Source organism: Acinetobacter sp. RW6, assembly GCF_041956835.1.
GTDB lineage: Bacteria > Pseudomonadota > Gammaproteobacteria > Pseudomonadales > Moraxellaceae > Acinetobacter > Acinetobacter calcoaceticus.
Genome location: NZ_CP167121.1, coordinates 1,445,813 through 1,471,966 on the forward strand (window position 1 = coordinate 1,445,813; position 26,154 = coordinate 1,471,966).

Annotated in this window: 21 protein-coding genes and 1 pseudogene; 5 read left to right on the forward strand and 17 right to left on the reverse strand. The window is 38.5% G+C overall.

All coding sequences use genetic code 11. The annotated features are described in order from the left end of the window. The first annotated feature begins 183 nt into the window (after positions 1 to 183). Positions 184 to 1,749, forward strand: a complete 1,566-nt coding sequence (locus ACB088_RS06755) for a phospholipase D family protein (RefSeq protein WP_375038422.1) — start codon at positions 184 to 186, stop codon at positions 1,747 to 1,749. 17 nt (positions 1,750 to 1,766) lie between these two features. Here ACB088_RS06755 and ACB088_RS06760 read toward each other — a convergent pair whose 3' ends face one another. The 3 genes from ACB088_RS06760 to adeR form a co-directional block, all read right to left on the reverse strand. Beyond that, positions 1,767 to 2,354 carry a uracil-DNA glycosylase family protein gene (locus ACB088_RS06760; RefSeq protein ID WP_375038423.1) on the reverse strand — a complete coding sequence of 196 codons (588 nt, stop codon included), beginning with the start codon at positions 2,352 to 2,354 and terminating at the stop codon, positions 1,767 to 1,769. A gap of 117 nt (positions 2,355 to 2,471) precedes the next feature. Continuing rightward, positions 2,472 to 3,539 (reverse strand): two-component sensor histidine kinase AdeS, encoded by a 1,068-nt coding sequence (gene adeS / locus ACB088_RS06765; protein WP_375038424.1) that lies wholly within the window; start codon positions 3,537 to 3,539, stop codon positions 2,472 to 2,474. Beyond that, positions 3,529 to 4,260: an efflux system response regulator transcription factor AdeR gene (adeR, locus tag ACB088_RS06770; RefSeq protein ID WP_127491803.1), complete on the reverse strand. Its 732-nt coding sequence runs from the start codon at positions 4,258 to 4,260 to the stop codon at positions 3,529 to 3,531. The genes adeS and adeR overlap by 11 nt, the downstream gene beginning before the upstream one ends. Before the next feature lie 143 nt (positions 4,261 to 4,403). Between adeR and ACB088_RS06775 the strand changes: the two genes are divergently transcribed. After that, on the forward strand, positions 4,404 to 5,570 hold the full coding sequence (locus ACB088_RS06775) for an efflux RND transporter periplasmic adaptor subunit (RefSeq protein WP_375038425.1): 1,167 nt from the start codon (positions 4,404 to 4,406) through the stop codon (positions 5,568 to 5,570). Continuing rightward, on the forward strand, positions 5,567 to 8,674 hold the full coding sequence (locus ACB088_RS06780) for an AdeB/AdeJ family multidrug efflux RND transporter permease subunit (protein ID WP_375038426.1): 3,108 nt from the start codon (positions 5,567 to 5,569) through the stop codon (positions 8,672 to 8,674). The genes ACB088_RS06775 and ACB088_RS06780 overlap by 4 nt, the downstream gene beginning before the upstream one ends. Positions 8,675 to 8,757: 83 nt before the next feature. Here ACB088_RS06780 and ACB088_RS06785 read toward each other — a convergent pair whose 3' ends face one another. The 8 genes from ACB088_RS06785 to pqqA all read right to left on the reverse strand — a co-directional run bounded on the left by ACB088_RS06785 (position 8,758) and on the right by pqqA (position 14,320). After that, positions 8,758 to 8,994 (reverse strand): hypothetical protein, encoded by a 237-nt coding sequence (locus ACB088_RS06785; RefSeq protein ID WP_375038427.1) that lies wholly within the window; start codon positions 8,992 to 8,994, stop codon positions 8,758 to 8,760. Between the two features lie 241 nt (positions 8,995 to 9,235). After that, positions 9,236 to 9,412, reverse strand: a complete 177-nt coding sequence (locus tag ACB088_RS06790) for a hypothetical protein (RefSeq protein ID WP_003651752.1) — start codon at positions 9,410 to 9,412, stop codon at positions 9,236 to 9,238. A 577-nt stretch (positions 9,413 to 9,989) separates the two neighbouring features. Then, on the reverse strand, positions 9,990 to 11,042 hold the full coding sequence (locus ACB088_RS06795; protein ID WP_375038428.1) for a dipeptidase: 1,053 nt from the start codon (positions 11,040 to 11,042) through the stop codon (positions 9,990 to 9,992). A gap of 17 nt (positions 11,043 to 11,059) precedes the next feature. Then, positions 11,060 to 12,214, reverse strand: coding sequence for a pyrroloquinoline quinone biosynthesis protein PqqE (gene pqqE, locus ACB088_RS06800; protein WP_375038429.1), 1,155 nt, complete (start codon positions 12,212 to 12,214; stop codon positions 11,060 to 11,062). Then, on the reverse strand, positions 12,211 to 12,495 hold the full coding sequence (pqqD, locus tag ACB088_RS06805) for a pyrroloquinoline quinone biosynthesis peptide chaperone PqqD (protein ID WP_004792407.1): 285 nt from the start codon (positions 12,493 to 12,495) through the stop codon (positions 12,211 to 12,213). The genes pqqE and pqqD overlap by 4 nt, the downstream gene beginning before the upstream one ends. Further along, entirely contained in the window at positions 12,492 to 13,250 is a 759-nt protein-coding gene (gene pqqC, locus ACB088_RS06810) for a pyrroloquinoline-quinone synthase PqqC (RefSeq protein WP_375038430.1), read from the reverse strand. The genes pqqD and pqqC overlap by 4 nt, the downstream gene beginning before the upstream one ends. A gap of 8 nt (positions 13,251 to 13,258) precedes the next feature. After that, positions 13,259 to 14,170 (reverse strand): pyrroloquinoline quinone biosynthesis protein PqqB, encoded by a 912-nt coding sequence (gene pqqB, locus ACB088_RS06815; protein ID WP_375038431.1) that lies wholly within the window; start codon positions 14,168 to 14,170, stop codon positions 13,259 to 13,261. A gap of 75 nt (positions 14,171 to 14,245) precedes the next feature. Beyond that, positions 14,246 to 14,320, reverse strand: coding sequence for a pyrroloquinoline quinone precursor peptide PqqA (gene pqqA / locus ACB088_RS06820; protein ID WP_001982218.1), 75 nt, complete (start codon positions 14,318 to 14,320; stop codon positions 14,246 to 14,248). A 248-nt stretch (positions 14,321 to 14,568) separates the two neighbouring features. On the opposite strand from pqqA, the gene ACB088_RS06825 reads away from it, so the two are divergent. Then, positions 14,569 to 16,344 (forward strand): bifunctional metallophosphatase/5'-nucleotidase, encoded by a 1,776-nt coding sequence (locus ACB088_RS06825; protein ID WP_375038432.1) that lies wholly within the window; start codon positions 14,569 to 14,571, stop codon positions 16,342 to 16,344. Between the two features lie 58 nt (positions 16,345 to 16,402). Here ACB088_RS06825 and ACB088_RS06830 read toward each other — a convergent pair whose 3' ends face one another. Both ACB088_RS06830 and ACB088_RS06835 read right to left on the reverse strand, forming a co-directional pair. After that, the gene (locus ACB088_RS06830; RefSeq protein WP_004642804.1) at positions 16,403 to 16,804 is read right to left on the reverse strand and encodes a transcriptional repressor; all 402 of its coding nucleotides are present in this window, start codon (positions 16,802 to 16,804) and stop codon (positions 16,403 to 16,405) included. A gap of 135 nt (positions 16,805 to 16,939) precedes the next feature. Then, positions 16,940 to 18,901: a TonB-dependent receptor plug domain-containing protein gene (locus tag ACB088_RS06835; RefSeq protein WP_375038433.1), complete on the reverse strand. Its 1,962-nt coding sequence runs from the start codon at positions 18,899 to 18,901 to the stop codon at positions 16,940 to 16,942. 217 nt (positions 18,902 to 19,118) lie between these two features. Here ACB088_RS06835 and ACB088_RS06840 point away from each other — a divergent pair, with 217 nt between their 5' ends. Continuing rightward, positions 19,119 to 22,280: a multidrug efflux RND transporter permease subunit gene (locus ACB088_RS06840; protein ID WP_375038434.1), complete on the forward strand. Its 3,162-nt coding sequence runs from the start codon at positions 19,119 to 19,121 to the stop codon at positions 22,278 to 22,280. A 55-nt stretch (positions 22,281 to 22,335) separates the two neighbouring features. On the opposite strand, the gene ACB088_RS06845 is transcribed toward ACB088_RS06840, so the two are convergent. From ACB088_RS06845 to ACB088_RS06860, 4 genes and pseudogenes are all read right to left on the reverse strand, one after another. Next, positions 22,336 to 22,530 carry a phosphopantetheine-binding protein gene (locus tag ACB088_RS06845; RefSeq protein ID WP_228275368.1) on the reverse strand — a complete coding sequence of 65 codons (195 nt, stop codon included), beginning with the start codon at positions 22,528 to 22,530 and terminating at the stop codon, positions 22,336 to 22,338. Between the two features lie 24 nt (positions 22,531 to 22,554). Next, positions 22,555 to 23,205, reverse strand: a pseudogene (locus tag ACB088_RS06850) (isochorismatase family protein); the annotation flags it as partial. Positions 23,206 to 23,226: 21 nt separating this feature from the next. Further along, entirely contained in the window at positions 23,227 to 24,891 is a 1,665-nt protein-coding gene (locus ACB088_RS06855) for a (2,3-dihydroxybenzoyl)adenylate synthase (protein ID WP_375038435.1), read from the reverse strand. Then, entirely contained in the window at positions 24,888 to 26,126 is a 1,239-nt protein-coding gene (locus ACB088_RS06860) for an isochorismate synthase MenF (RefSeq protein ID WP_375038436.1), read from the reverse strand. The genes ACB088_RS06855 and ACB088_RS06860 overlap by 4 nt, the downstream gene beginning before the upstream one ends. Positions 26,127 to 26,154 lie beyond the last annotated feature (28 nt).

Below are 26,154 nucleotides of genomic sequence, written 5' to 3' on the forward strand. Positions count from 1 at the left end.
GGTTAAATTTAACTTTATATTTTTAAAAGGCTATGTTTTCTTAGAAATACCTATAAAAATAAGGAATTGCTAGCGTTGAGGCTTGGCAGAATGCATTTATAAGGTTTAATATGAATTTTGACATATAAATTGAATATAAGAATGCTCTGATAGGTTTAACTTGGATGCAGATTAAATGCTTACATGATCAATCAGCTATATAAGCAGTACAGTACTATGGCTTCAAGTGCTTGGGGCTTTACTGATTTACTCTCTTATACAGATACATACGATCCTAATGAGAATGATACAGTGACGAATAGCTTTAATTGGTTGAATGATGAGCAAGCTACAGAAAAAACAGAACAAGGATTAACTGCTTTTGTGGCATTAGATGATGCCTTTATTAGCATAGCTTCTCGTATGTATCTCATTAGAAATGCAAAAGAAAAAATCGATTTACAATATTATATTTGGACCAATGATTTTGTTGGAAACTTAATGTTGCATGAGTTACTAACGGCGGCAGATCGTGGCGTAAAAATCCGCTTACTCATCGATGATCAAAATGGAGTAAAACTTGACGGAGTTTTCAGAAGCCTTCTCCACCATCCTAATTTTGAAATTCGATTATTTAATCCATATAAATTTAGATATTTAAGAATTTTAGACTATATTTTTCGGTTCAAAAAAGTAAACCATCGCATGCATAATAAATTAATTATTGCAGATGGAGCGATTGCTGTAACAGGTGGTCGAAATATCAGTAGTGAATATTTTGATGCAAGTAGTAAGTTTCAATTTACTGACCTAGATATTTTATTTTATGGACATACGGTACAGCATGCCCAGACTGTCTTTAATGATTTCTGGCAAAGCGAGCTAAGCCAAGATGCTACTGAGCTTATTGGAACTTGTGCTGTCCACCACTTACAATCGTTACGACAGCACTATCATGATCTAATTCATGAAAGTGAAAATCATACTCAAACCGAAGATAAGCTTTACGATGCTCAAACCTATTTAAAAGAACTTTTAGAGCACTATCCTATTCAATGGTCAAAAGCGTATTTTGTTGCAGATTCACCTAAAAAAATCTTAGGAGTAGCCTCTAAAGAAGAGATGCTTTATGGGCAAGTCATGAAGATTATGGGTGAACCAAAGCAGCATATAGAATTAGCTTCCGCTTATTTTGTTCCTACACAACAGGGCGCGTATTATTTAAAACAGCTAAAGGTGCAAGGAGTTAAAGTCAGGGTTTTAACCAATTCTTTTGCTGCAAATGATGTGGCGATTGTGCATGCATTTTATAGTCAATATCGAGTTGAAATGCTTAAAAGCGGTGTAGAACTATTTGAGTTTAAGCCATTTTTAGAACGCAGACGTAGAACTTGGTATGAAGTTGTGACTGGAAGCGTTATCCCCGCAAAAGGCAAAAATAAATCGAGTTTACATGCCAAGTTTTTTGACGTAGACGGTAAAGTATTTATTGGTTCATTTAATTTTGATCCGCGTTCGACTTACTTAAACACTGAGGTTGGTCTTGTTATTGAGTCGAGTCAATTACAAGCGCAAATTTCGGTCATGCTCGATCAGCACTTACCTCAAGTTGCTTACCAGCTTAAGTTAAATAGTGAAGGCAAAATTATTTGGTTAGATTATCAATCGAATGGAAAAGTTATTGAATATCAAAAAGACCCAGATACGAGCCTTTTCCAACGCACAATGATTAAAGCCGTTTCATATTTGCCAGTTGAATGGATGATGTAACAGCGCTTCAATTTTATTTATAAGATACCAATCTCTTTAAAGAATTTTTGATAAGCCTCTGCTTTTTTCTCTAACGCCAATGGATAAGCTCTAGAAGAGGATGGTAAGCGGTATAAATTAATATCTCGCCCTGCAAAGCAAGTCGTTGTCGATGTTCCTATAAGTGGTTTTTCAGTATGCTCTGGTAAAACAGAAATTAAGGTATCAGTCGCTTTATCACCTGTGGTCATAATGGTCTGACATAGAGGAATCTGCTGAAGTAAAACAGCAAGATCTGTTGGCGTTACTATTTCAAGAAATTTATCGGCAGCATTGCCCTTCAATCGCTTAATTTGGTAAGCCGTGTCAAAGATTGCAATACCTGTTTCAATTAAGAAGTTTCGTATACGTTCTTCATTAAAATTTTTCTGATTTTCACTTAAAAAGTAAGTTTTGTCTTGAAAAAAGATTAAACCAAAAATTCGCCACATATCATTTTGGAAATTTGGATAGTAAAAATCCATCTTCCATTTATTACGTGGTGGTGGAAAACTACCCAACATTAATAAACGAGCATTTTCAGGTAAAAATGGTTCAAGTGGATGGGTTTCTATCTCAATTGTCATAAAAAATCAGTATTTACTAAAAAACTTTATAAATAAATTAACCTATTTTCGAGTTAATCACGAGTCAAGAAATGCAATTTCTCTTAATTAAAGCGTTAAAGGAGGCCACTAAAGCAATCATTCTTGAGGAATGCTTATTTTAAAAATACTATGTGACTGTTGCTTGAGATAATCGACCTGACCTTTATGGGCAATGACTAGCGCTTGTACAACTGAAAGACCCAAGCCAGTACCGCCTAACTCTTTATTTCTTGATTGTTCTAACCTAAAGAAAGGATTAAATAAATCTTTGCGATGCTCCGCTGAAATGCCCGGCCCTTCATCTTCTATTTCAAGAATCCAGTTACCTTGCTCTTGCCTGGTTGAAACAAGTAGCTTCCCCGGATTTGCATATCGGGTAGCATTATCAAGTAAAGCAATTAAAATCTGTTCAATTCGCCTTTGATCACACTTAACTTCTGGCGCTTCAATGTCAAAAATGACTTTAAGCTGAGCTTTTTCTAATTTTTCTTGAAACATATGCACGACTTTGTGAGCAGTTTCATTAAAATGAATCGTTTCGAGATGAAGTCTAAGCTGTTGGTTTTCAAAAAGACTTAATGTACGTAAGTCTTCGACTAGATTTGACAGGCCTTCAACTTGATTCAGTAAGTTCTTAAATAAGATGGGATCTGCTTCAAAAACACCATCAATAATCCCCTGTAACCTACCCTGCAAAATAGTGACTGGAGTTCGTAACTCATGTGCAATTGCAGCATTCCAGACATGAGCGTTTTCAACTGAGGTTTCGAGCTTTTGAGCCATATCATTAAAATTATCCATGAGCTCAGCAATTTCAGAAGAATGATGCATCGGTTTTTCTACTCGTGCGCTTAAATCTCCATGACTAATTTTCTTTGCAGCATCTGCTAATAAATTAATGGGCACAATAAAACGTTGAGCAAGCTTTATACCTAAAATGATTGATAATGCTGTACCAAACAGAAGCACTGCAAATAACCATATGCCATCTAAATAGTGGAAAAACTCATCACTTTCTTTGAGTTTTTCAAGAGAAATAAGACCCACTTCAATTGCAATATAATACGTGCCGTAGCCTAAAATGAGCGAACTCAATGTAACACTTAGACTGGTAAAGCTCAGTGCAATAATAAGTTGTTTACTAATGCCCGTTTTATTTTTCATGAGGATTGTCCAGCCTATAACCTACACCACGAACATTAATGAGCATATTGCGTAAGCCCAGATCTTCTATTTTCTTTCGTAACTTACTAACGTGGCTATCGACCGTGCGTTCTAATGCATCTCGATCTGGTAAGCACTGATTCATCAGTTCAGAGCGGGTAAAAACTTTATGAGGATGAGGTAACATCAACAACAAAATTTTGTACTCAGTCAGCGTTAAATTAAGTGCTTGTTGTTTGTCATCCGAATAAATATAGGCTGTATGAATTTCTGTATTCACTTCAATATTTTTATAAATTAAGTTCCGGTTAGGCGTTTGCTGATTTTGTTGTGTACGTCGTAGTACCGCTTGCACACGTGCGACCACTTCATTTGGGTTAAATGGTTTTACCACAAAGTCATCCGCCCCAATTCGTAAAGCCATGACTTTATCGATTTCTTGATCTAAAGCAGTCAGCATAATTACAGGTGTAGCAGCTTTTTGCCGAATTTTATTCAGGACTTCCCACCCACTCAATTCGGGCATTTTTATATCGAGTATGACCAGATCAATGGGCTGCGTTGCATGTATTTCAATCGCCTGCTTACCATTCATGGCCCGAACAACACGCATGCCTTCGCGCTTAAGATAATGTTCAATAATATCGCCAATATCATATTCATCTTCTACGACAAGAATAAGCTTATCCTGACAGTTGAACGTAAAGGTTGACTCGAACATATTAATAAAACGCGAGAAAAATTTGATTTATCATACGCGTATTTTTTGGTAAATCTCCACACTTTTTCCACATATTCGTGATTTTCGTTACACACACATCAAAAATAATGTCAGCATCTAGAAGTCCATTAGGTGTTATAAAAGTGCAAAAGCATTTTTTAGTTCCATTCGTTTTATCTTTCAGTCTTGTGTTACATGGTTGTGGTACAGAACAAGCAAGTGATCAAACACAAGTACCTACGGCAAAGGTTACCGTTATTTCAGTTCAACCACAGCCGATTAATTTTAGCGAAAACTTACCTGCACGCGTTCAAGCTTTCAGGACTGCCGAAATTCGTCCTCAAGTTGGTGGCATTATCGAAAAAGTTTTATTTGCTCAAGGTAGTAAAGTTAAAGCTGGACAACCGCTATATAAAATAAACTCAGAGACATTTGAGGCAGATGTAAATAGTAATCGAGCTGGGCTAAATAAAGCGGAAGCGGAAGTAAGTCGTTTAAAAATACAACTCGAACGCTATCAGCAACTTTTACCAAGTAACGCAATTAGTAAGCAAGAAGTAAGTAACGCCGAAGCGCAATATCGGCAATCGATTGCAGATGTTGCCCAAATGAAAGCTCTATTGGCTCGCCAAAATCTTAATTTACAGTATGCGACAGTGCGAGCACCGATTTCTGGGCGTATTGGTAAATCATTTGTGACTGAAGGTGCATTAGTTAGCCAGGGTGATAGCAATACCATGGCTACAATTCAACAAATTGACAGTGTTTATGTCGATGTAAAACAGTCTATTGGTGAATATGAACGCTTAAAGGCAGCTCTACAAAGTGGAGAGCTATCTGCCAACAATCAAAAAGATGTACAAATTTTAAATAGTTTAGGACAACCCTATAACGTCTCGGCAAAAATGCTTTTTGAAGACATTAATGTTGACCCTGAAACTGGCGATGTCACCATTCGTATTGAAGTAAATAATTCTGAAAGAAAATTATTACCAGGTATGTATGTTCGCGTCACTATTGAACGTGCTTCAGTTCCTCAGGCTTTACTCGTTCCAGAGCAAGCAATTCAGCGCAATATGAACGGCGACCCGCAAGTCTACGTGGTAAATGCTAAAGGTGGCGCAGATATTCGCCCTGTAGAATTGGGGCAACAATATGAGCAGTTTTATCTCATCAATAAAGGGCTTAAAGCAGGCGACAAAGTTGTTGTTGAAGGTGTAGAACGTATTCAGCCAAACCAGAAGCTGGCGATTTCCGTATGGAAAGCAGCTTCAGTAGAAAATACGGCGAAGCAAGGGGACACGAAATGATGTCTCAATTCTTTATTCGTCGTCCTATTTTTGCATGGGTGATTGCGATTTTTATCATTTTATTTGGTGTACTGAGTATTCCTAAGTTACCGATTGCCCGCTTTCCGAGTGTTGCACCACCTGAGGTTAACATTACAGCAAGCTATCTGGGGGCTACTCCAAAAACTATTAATGATAGCGTCATTACCCTCATTGAACGAGAAATGTCAGGGGTAAAAAATCTACTCTACTATAGTGCGACAACCGATTCGTCTGGTACTGCTGAAATTACCGCGACTTTTAAACCCGGTACTGATGTCGATATGGCTCAAGTTGATGTACAGAATAAAATTAAGGCTGTTGAAGCACGATTACCACAAGTCGTTCGCCAACAAGGTTTATCTGTAGAAGCATCTTCATCAGGCTTTTTAATGCTTGTAGGCTTAAATTCACCTAATCACCGCTATTCAGAAGTAGATTTGAGTGACTATCTGGTTCGTAATGTGGTTGAAGAGCTTAAACGTGTTGAAGGTGTTGGAAAAATTCAATCCTTCGGTGCTGAGAAAGCAATGCGGATTTGGGTAGATCCAAACAAGTTAGTCTCTTATGGACTCTCAATAAGCGACGTAAACAATGCAATTCGGAACAATAATATTGATATTGCACCAGGTCGGCTTGGCGATAGGCCTTTAATTAACGGTCAATTAATTACCATACCGTTATCCGCTCAAGGACAGCTTGAAAATGTTGAGCAGTTCAAAAATATTAGCCTAAAGAGCAACACTAGTGGTGCCAATATTAAGTTGTCCGATGTAGCCGATGTAGAAATGGGTGCACAGTCATATAACTTTGCCATTTTAGAAAATGGTAAACCTGCAACTGCTGCGGCGGTTCAGCTTAGCCCGGGTGCAAATGCGGTAAAAACAGCGGAAGGTGTCAAACAGAAACTCGAAGAATTAAAAGTAAATTTACCCGAAGGTATGCAATTTAGTGTTCCATACGATACTGCGCCTTTTGTTAAAATTTCTATAGAAAAAGTAGTTCATACATTAATTGAGGCCATGGTTTTGGTTTTTATTGTGATGTATCTATTTCTTCATAATGTTCGCTATACCTTAATTCCTGCGATTGTGGCTCCAATTGCCCTGCTTGGTACCTTTACCATCATGCTTTTAACGGGTTACTCAATTAATGTGTTAACCATGTTTGGTATGGTGCTTGCGATCGGGATTATTGTTGATGATGCTATTGTCGTGGTCGAAAACGTCGAACGGATTATGGCAACTGAAGGTTTAGCGCCTAAAGAAGCAACTTCAAAGGCCATGACTGAGATTACCAGCCCGATTATTGGTATTACTTTGGTGTTGGCAGCAGTGTTTTTACCCATGGCTTTGGCGAGTGGTTCGGTCGGCATTATCTATCGCCAGTTTACTATTACCATGTCGGTTTCAATTTTATTCTCGGCATTTTTAGCGCTCACTCTCACACCCGCCCTTTGCGCAACCTTATTAAAACCAATTGATGCACATCATCAAAAGAAAGGATTTTATGCATGGTTTGATCGTAGCTTTGATAAAGTCACAAAAAAATATGAAGTTCTTCTACTTAAAGTCGTTAAACATACTATTCCGACTTTAATCATTTTTGTGGTGATTACGGGGCTAACTTTTGCAGGAATGAAATATTGGCCAACTGCTTTTATGCCTGAAGAAGATCAAGGCTGGTTTTTAACTTCATTCCAGTTACCATCGGATGCAACAGCTGAACGAACTCAAAAAATCGTCAAAGAATTTGAAGACCATTTAAACGAGCGGTCAGATGTAAAAAGCAATATTTCAATTATGGGCTGGGGATTTAGTGGCGCTGGACAAAACGTAGCACTTGCTTTTACAACCTTAAAAGATTTTAGTGAACGTGATAAATCCACCACTGACTATACAAACTTCATTAATGCAGAAATGGCGAATAGTAAAGAAGGTACAACGATGTCGGTACTTCCTCCTGCCATTGATGAATTAGGTACATCTTCAGGCTTTAGCTTGCGATTGCAAGACAAAGCAAATTTAGGAATGCCTGCCTTAATTTCTGCACAAGAAAAACTTATGGAAATGGCTGCTCAAAACAAAAAGTTTTATATGGTTTATCCTGAAGGTTTGCCCGAAGGTGACAATATTAGCTTAAAAATAGACCGTGAAAAGTTAAGTGCTCTAGGGGTAAGCTTTGCTTCCGTTTCAGATATTATTTCGACTTCAATGGGGTCAATGTATATCAATGATTTTCCGAACCAAGGACGAATGCAGCAAGTTATTGTTCAAGCCAATGCAAAATCACGAATGCACTTAAAAGATATTTTAAGTTTGAAGGTTGCGGGCGCAAACGGACAACTGGTTTCACTATCTGAAGTTGTAACTCCTCAGTGGAACAAGTTGCCTCAGCAATATAATCGCTACAATGGCCGTCCTTCATTAAGTATCGCTGGTGTTCCTAACATGGGGGTATCTTCTGGCGATGCGATGCGAGAAATGGAAAAACTGATTGCAAAGCTTCCTCAAGGAATCGGTTATGAGTGGACAGGTATTTCTTTGCAGGAAAAACAGTCTGAATCTCAAATGGTATTTCTTATTGCTTTATCAATGTTGGTCGTGTTTTTAGTGTTAGCTGCACTTTATGAAAGTTGGTCAATTCCGTTATCGGTTATGCTGGTTGTTCCTTTAGGAATATTTGGTGCAATTTTAGCCATTATTTTAAGAGAAATACCAAATGATATTTTCTTCAAAATTGGTCTGATTACCATTATTGGTCTATCTGCCAAAAACGCGATCTTAATTATTGAGTTCGCAAAAATGCTCAAAGAAGAAGGAATGAGTTTAGTTGAAGCAGCCGTAGCAGCAGCGAAGTTACGCTTACGCCCAATTCTAATGACTTCCCTTGCCTTTACTTGTGGTGTTATTCCATTAGTGATTGCAAGTGGAGCAAGTTCAGAAACTCAACATGCGCTAGGTACAGGTGTATTTGGAGGGATGATTTCCGCCACCATTCTGGCAATCTTTTTTGTCCCAGTATTCTTTATATTTGTGTTGGGAGCAGCAGAAAAATTCTTCTCTAAGAAGAAAATTAGCTCTTAGTTAAATACATTGAGGCGAAACTTATCTGTGTTTCGCCTCAATAACTTAGAAATATAAAACTGTAATAGAAAAGTAAGAATCGATTAAGAGTTAAGGACTTTAAAGACCTTTCCTGTTCTTGGATGAGCAAAGGTATTATCTTGATCTAAATTAATGACTTTATCCGAAATCACAATTTTAGAAAGTGGCAACCAATTTTGCTCTATTCCAGCTTCAACAAAGTTTCTTTCATCAATATTTTCGTAAATTTGTTCAACCACAATTTCCATACCACACATGCTTTTCGCATTTACTTCTTTTAAAATATGGCGCTTTGACATTCTAGTCTCCATTTTTATTATTCGCATCGATAATAATAAAGATTCCTCTGATACAATATGTAAATTTTAATAATGAAAGTGTTTTTTTATTTTAATCATGCTTTTGCAATAATTAAATGAATAGTTGAGTGATTATTTAATTTAAATATTATATTTAAGTTAATCTATTTAAAATAATTATTACTTTTTATTTTTAATAAAAATTAAGGGATTCATTATCTGAACCCCTTTTTATTTAACTCTAAACTTTTACAGCGTTATCAAGCTGACCATCATCTTGATTTTTAGCACTGTCTTTACTAATCACTGAGTCAGTATCGCTATCTGTGTTAAAACTCTTACTGTTTTTTTGCTTTTTCTTGTACACGCACATCCCAATCGCAATACCTGTTCCCAATACTATAATTGACTTTAACATTTTGCACCTCTTCGATTGACGGAGTAATTTTTGAAAAATCAACTTAAATTAATAGCACATAATTTGTTATTTAACGGCTTTCATTTGCTCCGCTTTTGTAAGGTATTTAATTTTTATGTTAATTGAATAGTGTAATAGTTAAAAAAATAAATTTTGATACAAAGTAAAAAGCCTATTCTGTTTTTTGAATAGGCTTTTACTGTATTTCAGGATTAAGCAGTATTATGAATTGCTTTAAAACAATCTTATTATCTTTAAATACACTACAAATGTATTTAATGCTGAACTTTTAGTCAAGATGGGATTGAAGGGTTTTACCAATAATTGGTAGTTATTGTGATGGAAATCACGTTTATATGATTTGGATAAGAAAAAACCCATTTCTACTTCTCGTGAAGAAATGGGTAATGTGAAAACCACAAAAGACCTGAAATACTAAATGTTCTTACATTCAGTAAGGTTGAGTTTAGTGAATTTACCGAATGGTTGACAATTAAACCATTTGTATTTTTTTAGTCATTTCAGCCAATCAAAAAATGCAAATAATTAGTTATGTTCAATATGTTTAGCTCTAAAACTATTCACCCAGAATCCGATAAAGCACGTTTATCCAATTCGTAAAACATAGTTTTTCAATGAGTTCGCTTGAATAGGCTCGCTGTTGCATGCGATGAATAAGTTTATGTAAGCCCATAACATCTTCAAGTTCAGTCCCGATGAGGGCGCCGTCAAAATCGGAACCAAAAGCTACATGCTCTTCGCCAAGTCGATCTATCAAATAATCTAGATGGTCTAAAATTACATCGATGGATGTATTTGCATTACGTTGCCCATCTGATCGTAAAAAAGCGACATCGAAATTTACTCCCACAATACCTTTACTGTCTCGAATAGCTTTAAGTTGATGGTCAGTTAAATTGCGGGCTTGAGGACATAAAGCATGTGCATTAGAGTGTGTTGCTACGATTGGCTGTTGCAATAGATCTACAGTATCCCAAAAAGCCCGTTCATTCATATGAGAAACATCAATTACCATTTTTTTATTGGCACAGCGCTTTATAAAGGCTTTGCCGGCTTGGGTAAGACCAGCTCCTGTGTCGGGTGAGTGAGGAAACTTAGCACTTAAACCATGTCCAAAACGACTGGGCCTATTCCAAAGTGGGCCGATACTACGCAGACCTTTATCATAAAATACATCTAGTAAATCGGGGTTTTGTTGTAAAGCTTCTGCCCCTTCCATATGCAGCACAATGCCCAGTTTCTGCGTGTTTACACAGCTCTGAATATCCTGAACGGATGTGCAAATTTGAATATCCGTAGAACGCTGCGCGAGTTGGTGAGCTATATCGAGTTGCTCTAAACAAATCTGTTCAATTTGCTGTTGCGTAAAATCAGTAGCATCTTGATCAAATAATTTATTGGGATGATGTTGTTGCACATAGCTAAATGGAGGTAAAAAAATGGCAAACATTCCACCAACAAAGCCTGCTTGTTGACAGCGTTTTAAGTCTAGATGGCCTGCTAAACGTTCGTGCAGAAAACCATGTACGGGATCTGCATGATCACTTAGCCATAAACGAGTTAATGCATCATTATGTCCATCAAAAACTGGAATATGGCTAGGCTTCATAAGATTCCCGCTGCTTGCTAGTTATCTGTAATCGTGTGGACTGGAATATTTTGTGTAGCACTTAAAGATTTAGAGTTTCTACTGTTCCGAAACACAAGTTGTTGTAGTGGAGCTGCTACATGACTTTCTGTACGTGCTTGTTCAATCATTTGATGATACGGCGATTTCCCACATACAGGATCAGCATTAGCAGCATCGCCGGTCAACATATAGGCTTGACAGCGGCAACCACCAAAATCTCGGTCTTTATCAGGGCAACTGCGGCAGCCCTCTGGCATCCATGCATCGCCACGGAAATGATTAAATCCAGTTGACTTGTACCAGATATCTGACAATTTATGTTCACGGACGTTTGGAAACGAAATTGGTAATTGCCGTGCTGCATGGCAAGGCAGTGCTACACCATCTGGAGCAACTGTAAAGAAGATTTTACCCCAGCCATTCATACAGGCTTTTGGTCGTTCTTCATAATAATCAGGCACTACAAAAATGAGTTTGCAGGGATGATTTTGCGCTTTTAATTTTTCTCGATATTCATTGGTAATACGTTCGGCACGTGTTAATTGTTCTTGTGTCGGTAGCAAACCTTGACGATTTAAAAAAGCCCAACCGTAAAACTGACAAATTGCTAACTCGACTGTGTCAGCATTGAGCTCTAGGCAAAGTTCAATAATTTGTTCAATCTGGTCAATGTTATGTCGATGAATAACAAAGTTAAGTACCATTGGGTAATCGTATTTTTTCACCAGTCGGCACATCTCATACTTTTGTTCAAAAGCATGCTTTGAACCTGCTAAGGCATCATTTACCACAGGGTCACTAGCTTGAAAGCTCACCTGAATGTGATCTAGCCCTGCTTGTTTTAGATCGGCAATGCGTTGTTCGGTGAGTCCCATGCCCGAGGTAATCAGGTTGGTATAAAACCCTTGTTGGTGAGCATGTGCAACCAGCTCTTCTAAATCTTGGCGTACCAGTGGTTCACCACCAGAAAAACCAAGTTGAACAGCACCCATCTGACGTGCCTGATCAAAAACGTCAAACCACTCTTGGGTGGTCAGTTCATTTTTATGCTGAGCGTAGTCCAATGGGTTTGAGCAATATGGGCATTGTAGTGGACAACGATAAGTTAATTCCGCTAATAACCATAAAGGTAGGCCAACACCTTCTGTCATACTAAATCAATCCAGTGTTGCTGTTTTGCGACCAGCATGTAATCCACTACATCTTGATCAATCTCAGCAATATCACCAAATTTTTGCTTTAACTGAGCAATAATTGCGGAAACATTTTGCTGACCATCAATATATTGCCCGATTGCCCCTGCACTTTCATTTAACTTGATCATGCCTTCCGGATATAAAATCACAAAACCATTTTGAGCTGGTTCGAACTGAAAACGGTAACCTTGTCGCCATGTCGGCACAAGGTTTAAATCAAACTGCTCTTTATTCATTTAAATAGTCCTTTGTGCCAAACCCGTTTGCTAGTCACACTGTGATACGGAGCTTCATTGTGAACATATGCCAGCGTTAAAGCATCTAAAATGCTCCATAAAATATCCAGCTTAAACTGCAATATTTCAAGCATTCGTTCTTGTTGCTCATGAGTCATAAATGAATCAAGCGTAATCGTTAAGCCATGTTCAACGTCACGGCGTGCCTGACTTAAACGTGAACGGAAATATTCATAGCCTTTATCATCAATCCATGGGTAGTGCTGTGGCCACGACTCTAGACGTGATTGATGAATTTTCGGGGCAAAAAGTTCAGTTAAAGAACTACTTGCTGCTTCCCGCCATGAGGCACGACGTGCAAAGTTCACATAGGCATCTACGGCAAATCGAACCCCTGGTAATACCAGTTCTTCAGAAATCACTTGTTCACGACTCAAACCCACAGCTTCTGCTAACCGTAACCATGCTTCTCGGCCACCGCCATCAGGATATTCACCATCTTGATCGATCATGCGTTGAATCCATTCTTGACGGACGCGTTGGTCTGGGCAATTCGCCATAATGGCTGCATCTTTGAGCGGAATATTAATTTGATAGTAATAGCGGTTTGCAACCCAAGCCTGAATTTGTTGTTGAGTTGCTTTGCCTTCATACATCATCACGTGAAATGGATGATAGATATGATAATACTGGCCTTTATCAATAATCGCTTGTTTAAATTGCTCTGTTGTTAAAGCTTCAGGTGTTTGAGTCATGTTTCACCTTAGAGTTCAATCTGCATGCCATCATAGGAAACTTCTACACCATTTGCTTTAAGCTCAGCAAACTGGCTAGAGTTTTCATTTAAAATTGGATTGGTGTTGTTAATATGAATAAGCACTTTTTTAGGTGTACTCAGCTGATTTAAATAGGACAGTGAACCGCCTTCGCCACTAATGTGTAAATGCCCCATTTCACGACCAGTTTTTTTACCAACCCCTGTTTGTTGCATTTCATCATCTGTCCAGAGCGTACCATCAATCATGATGCAGTCTGAACTTTGCATAATCTGCATGATTTGATCGTCAATTTTTCCAAGACCCGGCGCATAGAACAACTGCTTTTGTGTTTTATGATCTTTGATAATTAAGGCAATGTTGTCGCCGTCATGTGGGTCATTCCGATGTGGCGAATATGGAGGTGCAGCACTTTTAATGATGAGTGGAATAAATTCTAAATTTTCAAAACCATCAATTTTAAAAGCTTGTTTAGGGTTAATCTCGTGATATTGAAGACCACCATTCCAGTGTTTGAGCATATTAAAAACTGGAAAGCCGCTCGTTAAATCTTGGTGGACCATTTCTGTACACCACACATTCATCGGGCAACCTTCACGTAAGGTTAAAAGCCCAGTGGTATGGTCTAACTGACTGTCCATTAAAATAACACTCGTTATTCCTGTATCACGCAATTTACGCGCTGGTTGAGCTGCTTTAAATTCGAAAAGCTGCTGACGAATATCAGGTGATGCGTTTAATAAAACCCAGTCTGTTCCATTTTCAGAAACAGCAATTGATGATTGAGTACGAGGTTTGGCTTGGATTGTACCTGTGCGCACACCATGACAATTCGGGCAATTACAATTCCACTGCGGGAACCCGCCTCCGGCAGCTGAACCTAAAACATAAATATACATAAAATTAATATCTTATTAGAAAGAGATAAGCCCTAGAACAAGACTAGGGCTTATGACATATTTGGATGAAGCTGATTAACGTGCTTCGAAGTACATTGTAACTTCAAAACCAATGCGTAAATCAGTAAAAGCGGGTTTAGTCCATTGCATAAATTATCTCCGGTTCATATTAATCTTGTGAAATGAATCACTTGATTAAATCTTATAAGGCAATTAAAAATTTATTCTAAATAAAAAATTGGGGTTTGTAGACAACCTCTAGCTAAGATATTGTTCGATAATTGTGTTTTTTGTCCAAATTTTAATATTTCGAAAATATTTGCTTATTGGACGTTTCATCAAATATTCATACTAAAAGCGTATTTTTTATCCGTCTTAATTGATCAAATGATAAAAAAATGACAAATTTAACAACACTATTTAAAGTAACAACACTTTCTCTGACAATAACGTTATTAGCTGGTTGTAATGACGATGATAATGACATAGCACCCGCCCAAAGAAGCAATCAGACCGTAAATATTTTAGCTTTTAATGACTTTCACGGAAATCTTGAGCCACCTAAGCGTTATGTCGAGGCACCAAATCCAAATGATGCTGCTCAGTCTGTTCGTATTCCTGTTGGTGGGGTGAGTTACTTTGCGGATGCAATTAAAAAACTTAAAGCAGAAAATCCAAATAATGCAGTGGTTTCGGCAGGCGATTTAATTAGTGCTTCCCCACTGACCTCTTCTTTATTTTTAGATGAACCGACCATTGAAGTAATGAATGATATTCAAATTGACTTTAATGCTGTGGGTAATCATGAATTTGACCGTGGTACAGATGAATTACGCCGCTTAAAAAACGGTGGATGTCAGCAATATACCAGCACTGCACCTTGCCAAATTAATAAAAACTTTAGCGGTGCAAAATTTGATTTTCTTGCAGCTAACGTAGCAATGAAAAATGATGCGAGCAAAACGATCTTTCCTGCCTATAAAATCAAAACTTACGGCGGTATTCCAGTCGCATTTATTGGTTTAACCCTTAAAGCGACGCCGAGTATTGTTTCAGCGGCGGGTATTAAAGATGTGGAATTCCGTGATGAAGCCGATACGGTAAATGCTTTAATTCCTGAGTTACAAAAACAAGGAATTGAAGCAATTGTTGTAGTAGTTCATGAAGGCGCAGCTCCGAGTACTAAGTTTAATGAAAAAACTTGTGATGGCTTAAGCGGCCCGATTTTGGGAATTTTGGATAAGCTTAATCCGGCAGTTGATATTGTTGTATCTGGACATACGCATCAATCTTATATTTGTGACTATTCTACAAAAAATCCGGCAAAACCGTTCTTGCTTACCTCAGCTGGACAATATGGCACGCTTATTACTGACATCAAGGTTGAACTTGATGGTAAAACTGGTGATGTGATTAAAAAGGATGCTAAACAGGTTCCTATACAAAGTGAAGCCTACACATCTGGAACAACCACGGTAAGCCTTACAGATCTCTATCAAAAATTTAGTAAAACGCCAAGCATTGAGGCTATTTTAGATAAGTATCGCCAAGCTGTGACAACCATTTCAAGTCGTGTGGTTGGAACTGCAACAGCGGTTGTAAGTCGTACTCAAGTCGAGAGTGGTGAAAGTCCGCTCGGTATTATGATTGCCGATGCTCAGCAAGCGGCTGCCTTAAAAGCAAGTAATCAAGGCTCTGACTTTACACTCATGAACCCAGGTGGTGTACGTGCAGACCTACTGATTAACAGTAGTAACCAGATTACCTTTGGCGATGTTTTTGCGGTTCAACCTTTTGGTAACTCTATTGTGACTTTGAGCTTAACTGGCAAACAGATTAGAGATGTGCTTGAGCAGCAATGGTCTGGTGCAAATGCAAATTCAGCGAGAATTTTACAGCCATCTAAAGAATTCACTTATGAATATGCGGCAAATACTACTGTTTCACCGCGAGCAAGTAACATTATGGTTGCTGGTTCACCGTTGGTTGACAGTAAAGTATACCGTGTGACGGTAAATAGCTTCTTAGCAGATGGTGGCGATAACTTTACGGTATTAAAAGATGGCCAAAACCGTGTAGGTGGTGGTCAAGATATTGATGCTCTTGAAAGCTATGTCGCTAAGAATTCGCCGTTAATTATTCCGGCTACAACTCGAATTAAAGTAATTAAATAATAAGACTCGTCGAATAAAGGACAGTAAAAGCTGTCCTTTATTTTTCTATATAAAGGTTTTATTCAGTATAAAGGTTAAGCTCAATACTACTAATATCTGCTCCAGTATTTGCAAAAATAATCTCCATAACTTCATGAAGTAATTCATTAACTTTCTCATGCTCAAAGTTAGAGGCTTCTGATGTTTTAAGACAAATCAGATTACAGCTCATTTTATCTTTTCTGATTTTGTAGATACTTTTGCTTTTCCCTAAGAATACTCTTTTAATGAGTTTACGATTTTCAAATTCAGATAAAATTCTATAGATCGTTCCTAACGTTATTTTATATTCATTTTTAATTTGAGCATAAATATTGTCTGCGCTTAAACCTTGTGGATTCTGATTTAAGATTTCAAAAACATGTATTCTCGATTTTTTTATCGGTAGTCCGTTTAATAATGATTTTGAAGTTGTCGTCATGATTAATTAGCCTTAATGTTTAGAAGTATAAGATTTATTAAAATTATTTTGTCTATACTTGCTTGAAAATTATGGGTATTTATTAAAAAAACAAAGCCTATTCCCCTATGAATAGGCTTTGAGCTTAGCTTTACCTTAGAAACTATAAGTCGCTTTTACAAAGTAATTGCGACCATACAGTTTGGTATTAAAGGTTTTATTTTTATCTTCAAGATCAACATCAGTCAGGTTTTTTACACCATAATCCAATGTTAGACGTGGCGAAAGTGGTGACGTAAAGGTAACGTCGTAAGTTGTATAAGCCGGTAACTCTTTAGTTGCTGAGTACATTTGTTTACCCACATAACTTACGCCAGCATTTACACGGAAATCTTCAACTGGCGCCCAAGAAATTGAACCATTAGCGAGCCACTCTGGTCGTTCAGTTAAATCTTTACCAGTAGTTTTGTTTTTTGCATCTAAGTAAGTTGCATTTGCTTTCACACCTAAATTATCGGTGAAGTCATAACCACCAGTGAGTTCAACCCCTTTAAGTTCTGCACGGCTTACATTGGTCCAAATTTTTCTAAAATCACCTTCTAAACGAGGGTCTCCATCACTTAGTGTAATCGCCTCAATCAGGTTTTTTACATCATTTTGGAAAACTGTAACTCCAGCATTCCAATTTGGACGGGTCACAATTAAGGATGCTTCATAATTCGTGCTTTCTTCAGGATCTAAGTTAGGGTTACCTCGAATATGGCAACTACCACCACATGAGATCATTGAATAATTGATATCTAGCTGAGCTGGAGATGGAACCTTATATGCCTGTCCTACACCACCTTTAAGGATGACACCTTCTGCTAACTCATATGTTAAATAGGCTTTGCCTGTTGATTTGCCATCAAAGTCATCAAAATCGTCATAACGACCACCTAAAGTTAATGTCAGTGCATCGTTAATGTGGGTATCGTTTTGAACAAATACACCGTAGCTCTTCTGCTGGTTTTTTCCAGTGTCGATATAACTCACAACATCGGTAATTTTCTGGTCTTTATAATCAAAACCTGCTGTGGTGTTATTCATCAGCCAATCAAAGTTAGCGAAAGCACGACCAATTAAATTTTCTTGCTTATATTGACGACTTTGCGGTGCGTCATACTCGCTGTCGTAATCATAAATTTTGGCTGTTTCTTTACCAATATAAGCTTCTGTTTTACCCCATCCCCATTTTCCGCGGTGCGCAATCCCCACATTGGTACGTTTCATTTCTGATTCTTGAATGGAAGTTGCGGCATCTTGGGTCAGTGGTCGTTTATCGTTGTTATAACCCAAATCTAGGTCCAAAGTTTGTTGGTCACTAATATTCCAGCTTAAAGTACCGTTTACGTTTTTCGTATCTTTCTCTACAAAGTACGCGCCATCTGGATCTGGTTTACCATTTCGATACCATGCATCACGGTTATATGCGTCACCGGCCAAAGTAAAACTTAGATTGTCAGTTAAACCGCTATATAAATTAAATCCGTAACGAAATTGATCTTTACCATTTCCACGGTCGGCTCGGTTATATTGCCCAAAGATCGAACCATGAAGCTGCCCATCTTCGGCTTTTTTGGTAATGATATTGATTACCCCACCCATGGCATCTGCACCATAAAGTGATGACATTGGCCCACGAATCACTTCAACACGTTCGATACTATTTAAAGGAATTGCGCTCCAGTCAAAGTCATTACCTCGCCACATTGCTCCGTTCGATGACATGCGTTTGCCATTGAGTAAGATGAGTGTGTAGTTACCCGATGTGTTGAGCATTCCTCGTATAACAATCTTATCTTGCCCACTATTATAGTTATAAACCCCAGCTTGTTTTTGTAAAACATCAGCAAGACTAAGTGCTGCACTACGCTCAATCTCTTCACTCGTGATCACACTAATTGATGCGGGTGCCTTATCAACATCTTGTTCTTTTAATGCTGCTGAAACCACAATAGTTTTAAGTTTTTGAACTGGTTCGTTATTGCCCTGCTGTTCACTATCTGTATTTGCTTGAACGGCGAATGGAAGCAGTGTTGAGATGGCGACCACCAGCGCCTTTTTAGTTAACGTCATTTCTCGGCCCTTATTCTGGATAATGATTACCATGTGATAATTATTATCATTTATGATGTGCCGAGCATCATATACGCATGACTTTTACTGATCAAGATAAAAATAACTATTAGTTATATAATGATAATCATTATTGTTTGTGCTGTAAAAAAGCGTTACCATTACACGTGCGTGTGCCTAAAAACCTATTTAAAACAAGCTTAAAGTAGACATAACAATGCTCTCTCGATTTTTTATATATCACCCTATCTTTGTTTCTGTCATTGCAATCACTATTCTTATTTTTGGTTTTTTTGCCACTTTAGCAATGCCTGTTGAACGGTATCCAAACCTTGCTCCGCCCAGTGTCACTGTTGTTGCAAACTACCGTGGTGCAGCTGCTGACACTGTAGAAGAAAGCGTGACCCAAATTTTAGAACAACAAATCAAAGGTCTGGATAATTTGCTTTACTTTACGTCCTATAGTGAATCATCGGGAACGAGTAGCATTGATATTCACTTTAAAATTGGAACAGATATTGATAAAGCACAGTTACAAGTACAAAACCGAATTAATGCTGCGTTAAACCGTTTGCCTGAGGAAGTTCAAAGACAAGGCGTAAATATATGGAAAACCACGGGTGATATGCTGCTTATTGTTGGGCTATATGATGAAACAGGAAAAGCCAGCAATATTGAGTTGTCTGATTATATGGTGAATCACTTTGAACAACCTTTAAGCCAGTTACAAGGAATTGGTGAGGTTGATGTTTTTGGTTCGAGTTATGCCATGCGAATTTGGTTAAATCCAAATCAGCTTAGAAATTACCAACTTGTGCCGAGTGATATTGAACAGGCGCTCGAAGATTATAATACCCAAATTGCTGCGGGTTCGATTGGTGCAATGCCTTCTGCTTTCGACCAGAATATTTATGCAAAAGTAAAAGCAGGTTCACGTTTAAAAACAATAGATGACTTTAAGTCGGTGGTGGTTAAAGCAAATATTGATGGAAGCCTTGTTTATTTAAAAGATGTCGCGAGAGTCGAATTAGGTGCAGAAAATTATGAAAGCATTAATACGCTTAATGGTTATCCATCGGCAGGCCTAGGTATTTCTCTAAGCCCTGATGCCAATGCAATTGAGACTTCTGCTCTTATTAAAGAAAAAATGGCTCAACTCAGCCAACATTTACCAGCCGGATATAAAATTGTCTATCCAAGAGACAATACCCCATTTATTGAAGAGTCAATTAAGCAAGTCATTATTACTTTGCTTGAAGCAATTGTGCTTGTCGTTATTGTCATGTACCTCTTTTTACAAAATTGGCGCGCGACACTGATTCCAACCATTACGGTTCCTATTGTAATTAGTGGCACATTTGTTGTGTTGTATTTATTTGGAATGAGTATTAACACCCTTACCCTATTTGCACTGGTTTTAGCCATTGGGTTGCTGGTGGATGACACGATTGTAGTGGTCGAAAATGTTGAACGACTTATGCATGAACAACAGCTTAGCGTGCGTGAAGCTTGTTTAATGTCCATGCAAGAGATTAGCGGTGCCTTGGTTGGTATTACACTGGTATTAACTGCGGTATTTATCCCAATGGCTTTTTTTAGTGGTTCGACGGGTATGATTTACCGCCAGTTTTCTATTACCTTAGCGGCAGCTATGTTGTTATCGCTATTTGTAGCCATGACCATTACACCAGCAATGTGCGCAGTTTTATTAAAAAAGCACAATAAAAAGCCAAAATGGGGACAAGCACTCGAGCTTGCTCTTCAAAAAGTTAGATCAACTTTTAGTTTTTTATCCATTCGCCTAATTCAGTTCAAAGTTTTTTCCAGTCTGTTAGTTGTAGGCATAGCGGTTATTTTATTTATGATTTACCGTGGTTTACCTACAAGTTTTATTCCTAACGAAGACCAAGGACTACTTGCTGTTCCCTATAGTTTGCATAATAGTGCTTCGATGAGCCAGACCGAAGAAGTTGGAAAACTCGTCAATAATTACTTCTTTGAGCATGAAGCCAAAAATATTAATACCGTACTTGTGGTGAATGGGCAAAATTTTTCAGGAAGTGGGCCAAATTTAGGTATGGCGTTTGTTTCGCTCAAACATTGGAATGAGCGTAAAGGTGAAGCCAATACGGCAAGTGCTATTCGTGAACGTGCTCAAACTTATTTGCAAAAAAACTTGCCAGCCAAAGTCATGGTAGGAATGCCACCAAGTGTATCTGGTTTAGGACAGTCTGATGCTTTGGAACTTTGGCTTAGAGATGTAAATGGTCAAGGACGCGATGAGTTAATCAAACAATATAAAGCCTTAGAAAAAGAGGCGCGGAACTATTCAGCATTTGAAAATCTAAGTCCCCTTGTGAGTGAAGATAAAGCCGAAGTATTTATTCAACTCGATCAAAATAAGGCAAAAATGCTGGGAATTGATCAGCAAGCGATACGTTCAACACTATCGACCGCTTGGGGTGGAAACTATGTTGGTGATTTTGTTGAAAGAGGTCGAATTAAAAGAATTATTATGCAAGGTGACTCTGAGTTTCGCTCTAAACCCGAAGACTTAGCTTACTGGCATGTACGGAATAATACAGGAGGAATGCTTTCCCTCGCCCATTTCGCTCAAAGTCAGTGGACTGGTGGACCAGAAGCTTTAACTCGCTTTATGGGACTGGCTGCTATACAACTTGAAGCAAATATCAGTCCGGGCTTTAGTTCAGGACAAGCCATGCAAGAACTTACGGATATGGTTGCTAAACAATCTGGCGTAGACGTTGCTTGGAGTGGCCTCTCGTTACAAGAGCAGCAGTCTAATCGGCAGGCTATCTTTTTATATGTCATTTCTATTTTATTTATCTTCTTATGTTTGGCAGCCTTATATGAAAGCTGGAAAGTACCATTCATTATTTTATTAGGTCTACCTTTAGGAATTACGGGTACTATTATTTTTGCCAAGATCTTTAACTTACCTAATGATGTTTATTTTCAAATTGCCCTATTAACGGGTATTGGCCTGTCTTGTAAAAATGCAATTCTAATTGTGGAGTTTGCGACCCAAGCACTCAAACAAGGAAAAAGTAAAATCGGCGCAGCAAGTGAAGCCTTAAAGTTGCGTTTACGCCCAATTTTGATGACCTCCCTTGCTTTTGGTGCGGGTGTTATTCCTTTAATTTTTGCGACAGGTGCAGGCGCTGCTAGTCGTTATGAAATTGGCATGAGCGTATTTGGAAGTGTTGTGTTTGGTACCTTACTTGTACCGCTATTTACGGTGTTTTTCTTTGTTATGATTCATAGTGCGCCAAGTTTTCAGTGGTCAATGAGCAAACTTAGGTTTACTCGAACTTTGAAATTTAACCGCCGTATTAAAAAGGACAATACATCCTTTTAAAAGTTAAAATAAAAAAATGGCAGATATTAAATCTGCCATTTTTTATTGTTTGAATTTAAGCGACTAGCTTATCAATCCACACTTCTAGTGTTGGTTGTTCAGCTAAATCTTCAAAGCTCACCTGAGCTCCGTAAGCTTGCCATTTACCTACCAGTGTCATTAGGCGTACTGAATCAAGCCCAAGCATGAGTAAATCATCATTTAACTGAATGTCTGATGCAGGAATCTGTAGCTGTTCACTTACCGCCAAAACAATCCCTTCTTGGGTTAACGGCGATGCGGCTTGTTCAAGTTCCCACGCACGAGTGACTTGTTGAGTTGTCATGACTTGTGCGCATCGTGTACTGGCATATTTCAAAGCCATATCGTGCTCTTCACGACTAAAGTCAGCAAGTGCATCACCACATAAAAATGGTTGAATGTTTAGCATAAAGGCTTCCACAGCGCTCATGAGACAACCAATATGAGCATAGACACCACAGATAATGAGCTGATCTCGGTTTGACTCACGCATGAGCTGTTCGAGTGGAGAAAATTTAAATGCGCTATATCGCCATTTTGTTAAAACGGTATCATTTTTCTGAGGCGTAATTTCCGGCAAAATTTGGGTAATATTTGGATCATCTTTTAGACCAGTTCCCCAGAAATCAATTAATAACTGGCGATGTTCTGGTGTTTGGTTACCTGGTTGTGCTGTATAGACCACAGGGATATTAAACTTGCGTGCAGTTTCAATCAGTTCTTTAGTATTTTTAATCAATTCTGGAATGGGTTCTTGGGTTTGATCATAAAAGTCTAAAAAATATTGCTGCATATCATGCACTAATAAAACAGCACGATTGGTATGTAACTGCCAATGTGTTTTATTCACCGTAAATTCGTGTGCCTGAGGCATGCTGTAACTGGCAATCTTTGGAATACTCATCAAATTTTTCCTTTTTTATCTTTAAGCAAGAACATTGGTTTTAGTTTCAAGTTGTTGACGCAATCTTTTTTTGTCGATTTTTCCAAAGGCTGTGTATGGAAATTGCTCGATAAATTCCACGCGATCTGGAATTTTGTAGGTCGCAAGGCCATAGTCTTTAAGGTGTTGGCGTACTGACATCGCAAGACGAATTGGGCTTGGATCATCGCTTTGAGATTGCCACGCAACAAAGGCACAGCTTTTTTCACCCATGATCTCATCAGGCATAGCGACCAGAGCTGCTAGGCGAATTTGCGGATGAGTCAATAAAGCTTGTTCAACTTCTTCGGTCGCAATCTTTTCCCCAGCACGATTAATTTGTTCTTTAGAACGGCCTTCGACAACAATGCAGCCATCTTCACGAATACGGACTAAATCACCAGTACGATAAAAACCGTCGGGAGTAAAAGAGCGCTCATTGTGCTCTGGGGCTTGGTAATAACCACGAATGGTATATGGACCTCGTGTAAGCAAATGCCCCACTTGCCCAGCTTCTACTGGTTGATCGTTATCATCTAGCACTAAAATTTCATCATCTTCTGAAATTTTTAAGCCTTGTGTATGGATGATTTGTTCTTTCGTCATATCAAAACGGGTGTAGTTCACAAGCCCTTCAGCCATTCCAAAGACTTGTTGTAAATTAACTTGAAACTCATCAATCAGACGTAAGGCAACCGCATCTGGTAAACGTGCTCCACCGACTTGCAGACAACGTAAAGTCGATAAGATTGGGTCTTGATCTTTTGCAGCTTTATCCATCCAAGGTCGAACTAATGCAGGAACTAGGCAGGCATCAGTTACGCCATGTTTTTTTATTAATGGAAATGCTGTGTCAGGACTTGGATCGGTTCCTAAAACAACCGCTCCGCCTGCATAAAAAATACCTAAAGAACCAGCTGAGCTCATTGAGAAGTTATGTGCCGCAGGTAAAACCATGAGTAAGCGTGATGACTGATTGAGACTGCAAATTTTCGCGCTCTCACGTACGCTATATAGATAGTCGTCATGGGTACGTGGAATAAGCTTAGGAACCCCAGTACTTCCACCAGAAAGCTGTAAAAAAGCAACCTGATCTGCCGTAGTCGGCGAGATGGTCTCCTCCAAAATTTTTGTTTCTTTAAATAGGTCTTGAATGGCAACAAAGTTACCAGCATTTCCAAGTACAAATACATGTCGTAAGCAAGAAGCTGTTTGCTGAAGCTTTTCGGCAAGCTCTCGGTAGTCAAATTTTTGTGCACCAAAATCAGCACAGAAATAAGCTTTTGCTTGAGTTTGTTTGAAAAAACTACTTAATTCAGCGTAGCGATGTGCAGGTAAAGACATTACTGGTAGTGCACCAAGCCGAATCAGTGCAAAGAATAGAATATAGAACTGATAGTGATTTGGCATCTGTACAACTGCCTTGTCACCTGCTCTTAGTCCATATTGATATAAGTGGCTGGCACAGCAATCGACTAAATAATCGAACTCAGAGTAATTAACGGCTTTGTCACCATCATAGATTGCAATATTTTTCGGGTACTTTTGCGCACTTTCACGCAAGAAGTTACTCAAGTTTTGTCCAAGCCAATAACCCTTTTTATGGTAAATCTCAGCGAACTCTGCTGGATATGGCACGGCACCATCCAAATAAACCTGTGTTGTCATATGTTTGATCCCTGAATTGGCAATTGGTTTGGTGAAATCTGTAATCCGTCCAGCACAGTACGGAATTTTGCGGCAGTTTCAGCATGTTCGGCTTGCGGAAGAGAAGCTTCCACAATGCCTGCACCGGCAAATAAACGCGCAATATTCTGATAAATTCGGGCACAACGAACCGTCACCGACCATTCACCATTACCTTGTTCATCTGCCCATCCCATCGTTCCTGCAAAGAGTTCACGATTAAATGGTTCAAGTTGCTGAATTAAATCTTTGGCTACTGAGCTCGGTTCGCCACAAATTGCAGGCGTTGGATGTAAGCGTTCAATTAGATCAAATACATGGGTTTCGGCTTGTTTTAATTCACCAGTAATGTGTGAAGCTAAGTGCCAAAGACGTTTGGTACGAATGAGAGATGGTTGTTTAGGAACATGTAATTGCTTACAAAAAGGTGTGAGCTCATCGGCAATCATTTCGATTACGAGTGCATGCTCATGTTGATCTTTTTGTGAGGCAAGCAATGCTCTAGCATTGTTTTGGTCTATAGTCGGATCATCATCACGAGCCAATGTACCTGCAACGGGTTTACTCCAGATTTTTGTATTTTGCTTTGCAATTAATAGTTCTGGACTTGCACCAACAAACCAACCTTCACTTTGAGGATGCCTTGCGACTGCATAGTTATAACCTTCAGGATTATGTTTAGCTAAGTTATAAAATAAGTCTGAGACTGGAATATTTTTTTCAAATTCAAGTTGTAAAATGCGGGCTAGAACGGCTTTATCCAGTTTCTTTGCCTGCATTTGCTGAACCAGATATTCAACTTGCTGCTGATAATGTTCACCTAACGGGAAATAATCAGCCTTGTTTAATCTTAAAGAACTAAGATCTATATCAGAGTGTGCATAAAGTACCTTCTGACATATTTTTGCATTTTGCATGAGCATTAAATTGACATCTGCTGCCGAGCAAAACGGCAGTCCGCCCATAATCTTGACGTCTTTATAACCGTCGGTAATCGCCTGCTGTAGTTGAATTCGAGCTTCTTGTAGCCAGTCTTTTAAAAGGCTATTTTTAGCGACCTGAATGTCTTGTAATTTCTGATGACTATTAATTGTGTATTCTGGCGTGGTAAAAATAAAACCAGCATCATGTCCACACTTTAGAACCTCTTGAGCAAGTGCAACGTGGCTTTCAGTAAAATTTTCTCGTTGGATAAAATACGGATGCTGTGCCGACATCTCGTGACTCCTTATACCGTTATTTTGT

Excerpts from the sequence above, each read along its gene's own strand:
- ACB088_RS06840 (WP_375038434.1), top strand. The coding sequence starts at position 19,119 with ATGCTCTCTCGATTTTTTATATATCACCCTATCTTTGTTTCTGTCATT.
- ACB088_RS06795 (WP_375038428.1), bottom strand. The coding sequence starts at position 11,042 with ATGAAGCCTAGCCATATTCCAGTTTTTGATGGACATAATGATGCATTA.
- pqqD (WP_004792407.1), bottom strand. The coding sequence starts at position 12,495 with ATGAATAAAGAGCAGTTTGATTTAAACCTTGTGCCGACATGGCGACAA.
- ACB088_RS06855 (WP_375038435.1), bottom strand. The coding sequence starts at position 24,891 with ATGACAACACAGGTTTATTTGGATGGTGCCGTGCCATATCCAGCAGAG.
- ACB088_RS06760 (WP_375038423.1), bottom strand. The coding sequence starts at position 2,354 with ATGACAATTGAGATAGAAACCCATCCACTTGAACCATTTTTACCTGAA.
- ACB088_RS06830 (WP_004642804.1), bottom strand. The coding sequence starts at position 16,804 with ATGACGACAACTTCAAAATCATTATTAAACGGACTACCGATAAAAAAA.
- pqqC (WP_375038430.1), bottom strand. The coding sequence starts at position 13,250 with ATGACTCAAACACCTGAAGCTTTAACAACAGAGCAATTTAAACAAGCG.
- ACB088_RS06780 (WP_375038426.1), top strand. The coding sequence starts at position 5,567 with ATGATGTCTCAATTCTTTATTCGTCGTCCTATTTTTGCATGGGTGATT.
- pqqB (WP_375038431.1), bottom strand. The coding sequence starts at position 14,170 with ATGTATATTTATGTTTTAGGTTCAGCTGCCGGAGGCGGGTTCCCGCAG.
- adeR (WP_127491803.1), bottom strand. The coding sequence starts at position 4,260 with ATGTTCGAGTCAACCTTTACGTTCAACTGTCAGGATAAGCTTATTCTT.
- ACB088_RS06825 (WP_375038432.1), top strand. The coding sequence starts at position 14,569 with ATGACAAATTTAACAACACTATTTAAAGTAACAACACTTTCTCTGACA.
- ACB088_RS06860 (WP_375038436.1), bottom strand. The coding sequence starts at position 26,126 with ATGTCGGCACAGCATCCGTATTTTATCCAACGAGAAAATTTTACTGAA.
- ACB088_RS06755 (WP_375038422.1), top strand. The coding sequence starts at position 184 with ATGATCAATCAGCTATATAAGCAGTACAGTACTATGGCTTCAAGTGCT.
- pqqE (WP_375038429.1), bottom strand. The coding sequence starts at position 12,214 with ATGACAGAAGGTGTTGGCCTACCTTTATGGTTATTAGCGGAATTAACT.
- adeS (WP_375038424.1), bottom strand. The coding sequence starts at position 3,539 with ATGAAAAATAAAACGGGCATTAGTAAACAACTTATTATTGCACTGAGC.
- ACB088_RS06790 (WP_003651752.1), bottom strand. The coding sequence starts at position 9,412 with ATGTTAAAGTCAATTATAGTATTGGGAACAGGTATTGCGATTGGGATG.
- ACB088_RS06785 (WP_375038427.1), bottom strand. The coding sequence starts at position 8,994 with ATGTCAAAGCGCCATATTTTAAAAGAAGTAAATGCGAAAAGCATGTGT.
- ACB088_RS06835 (WP_375038433.1), bottom strand. The coding sequence starts at position 18,901 with ATGACGTTAACTAAAAAGGCGCTGGTGGTCGCCATCTCAACACTGCTT.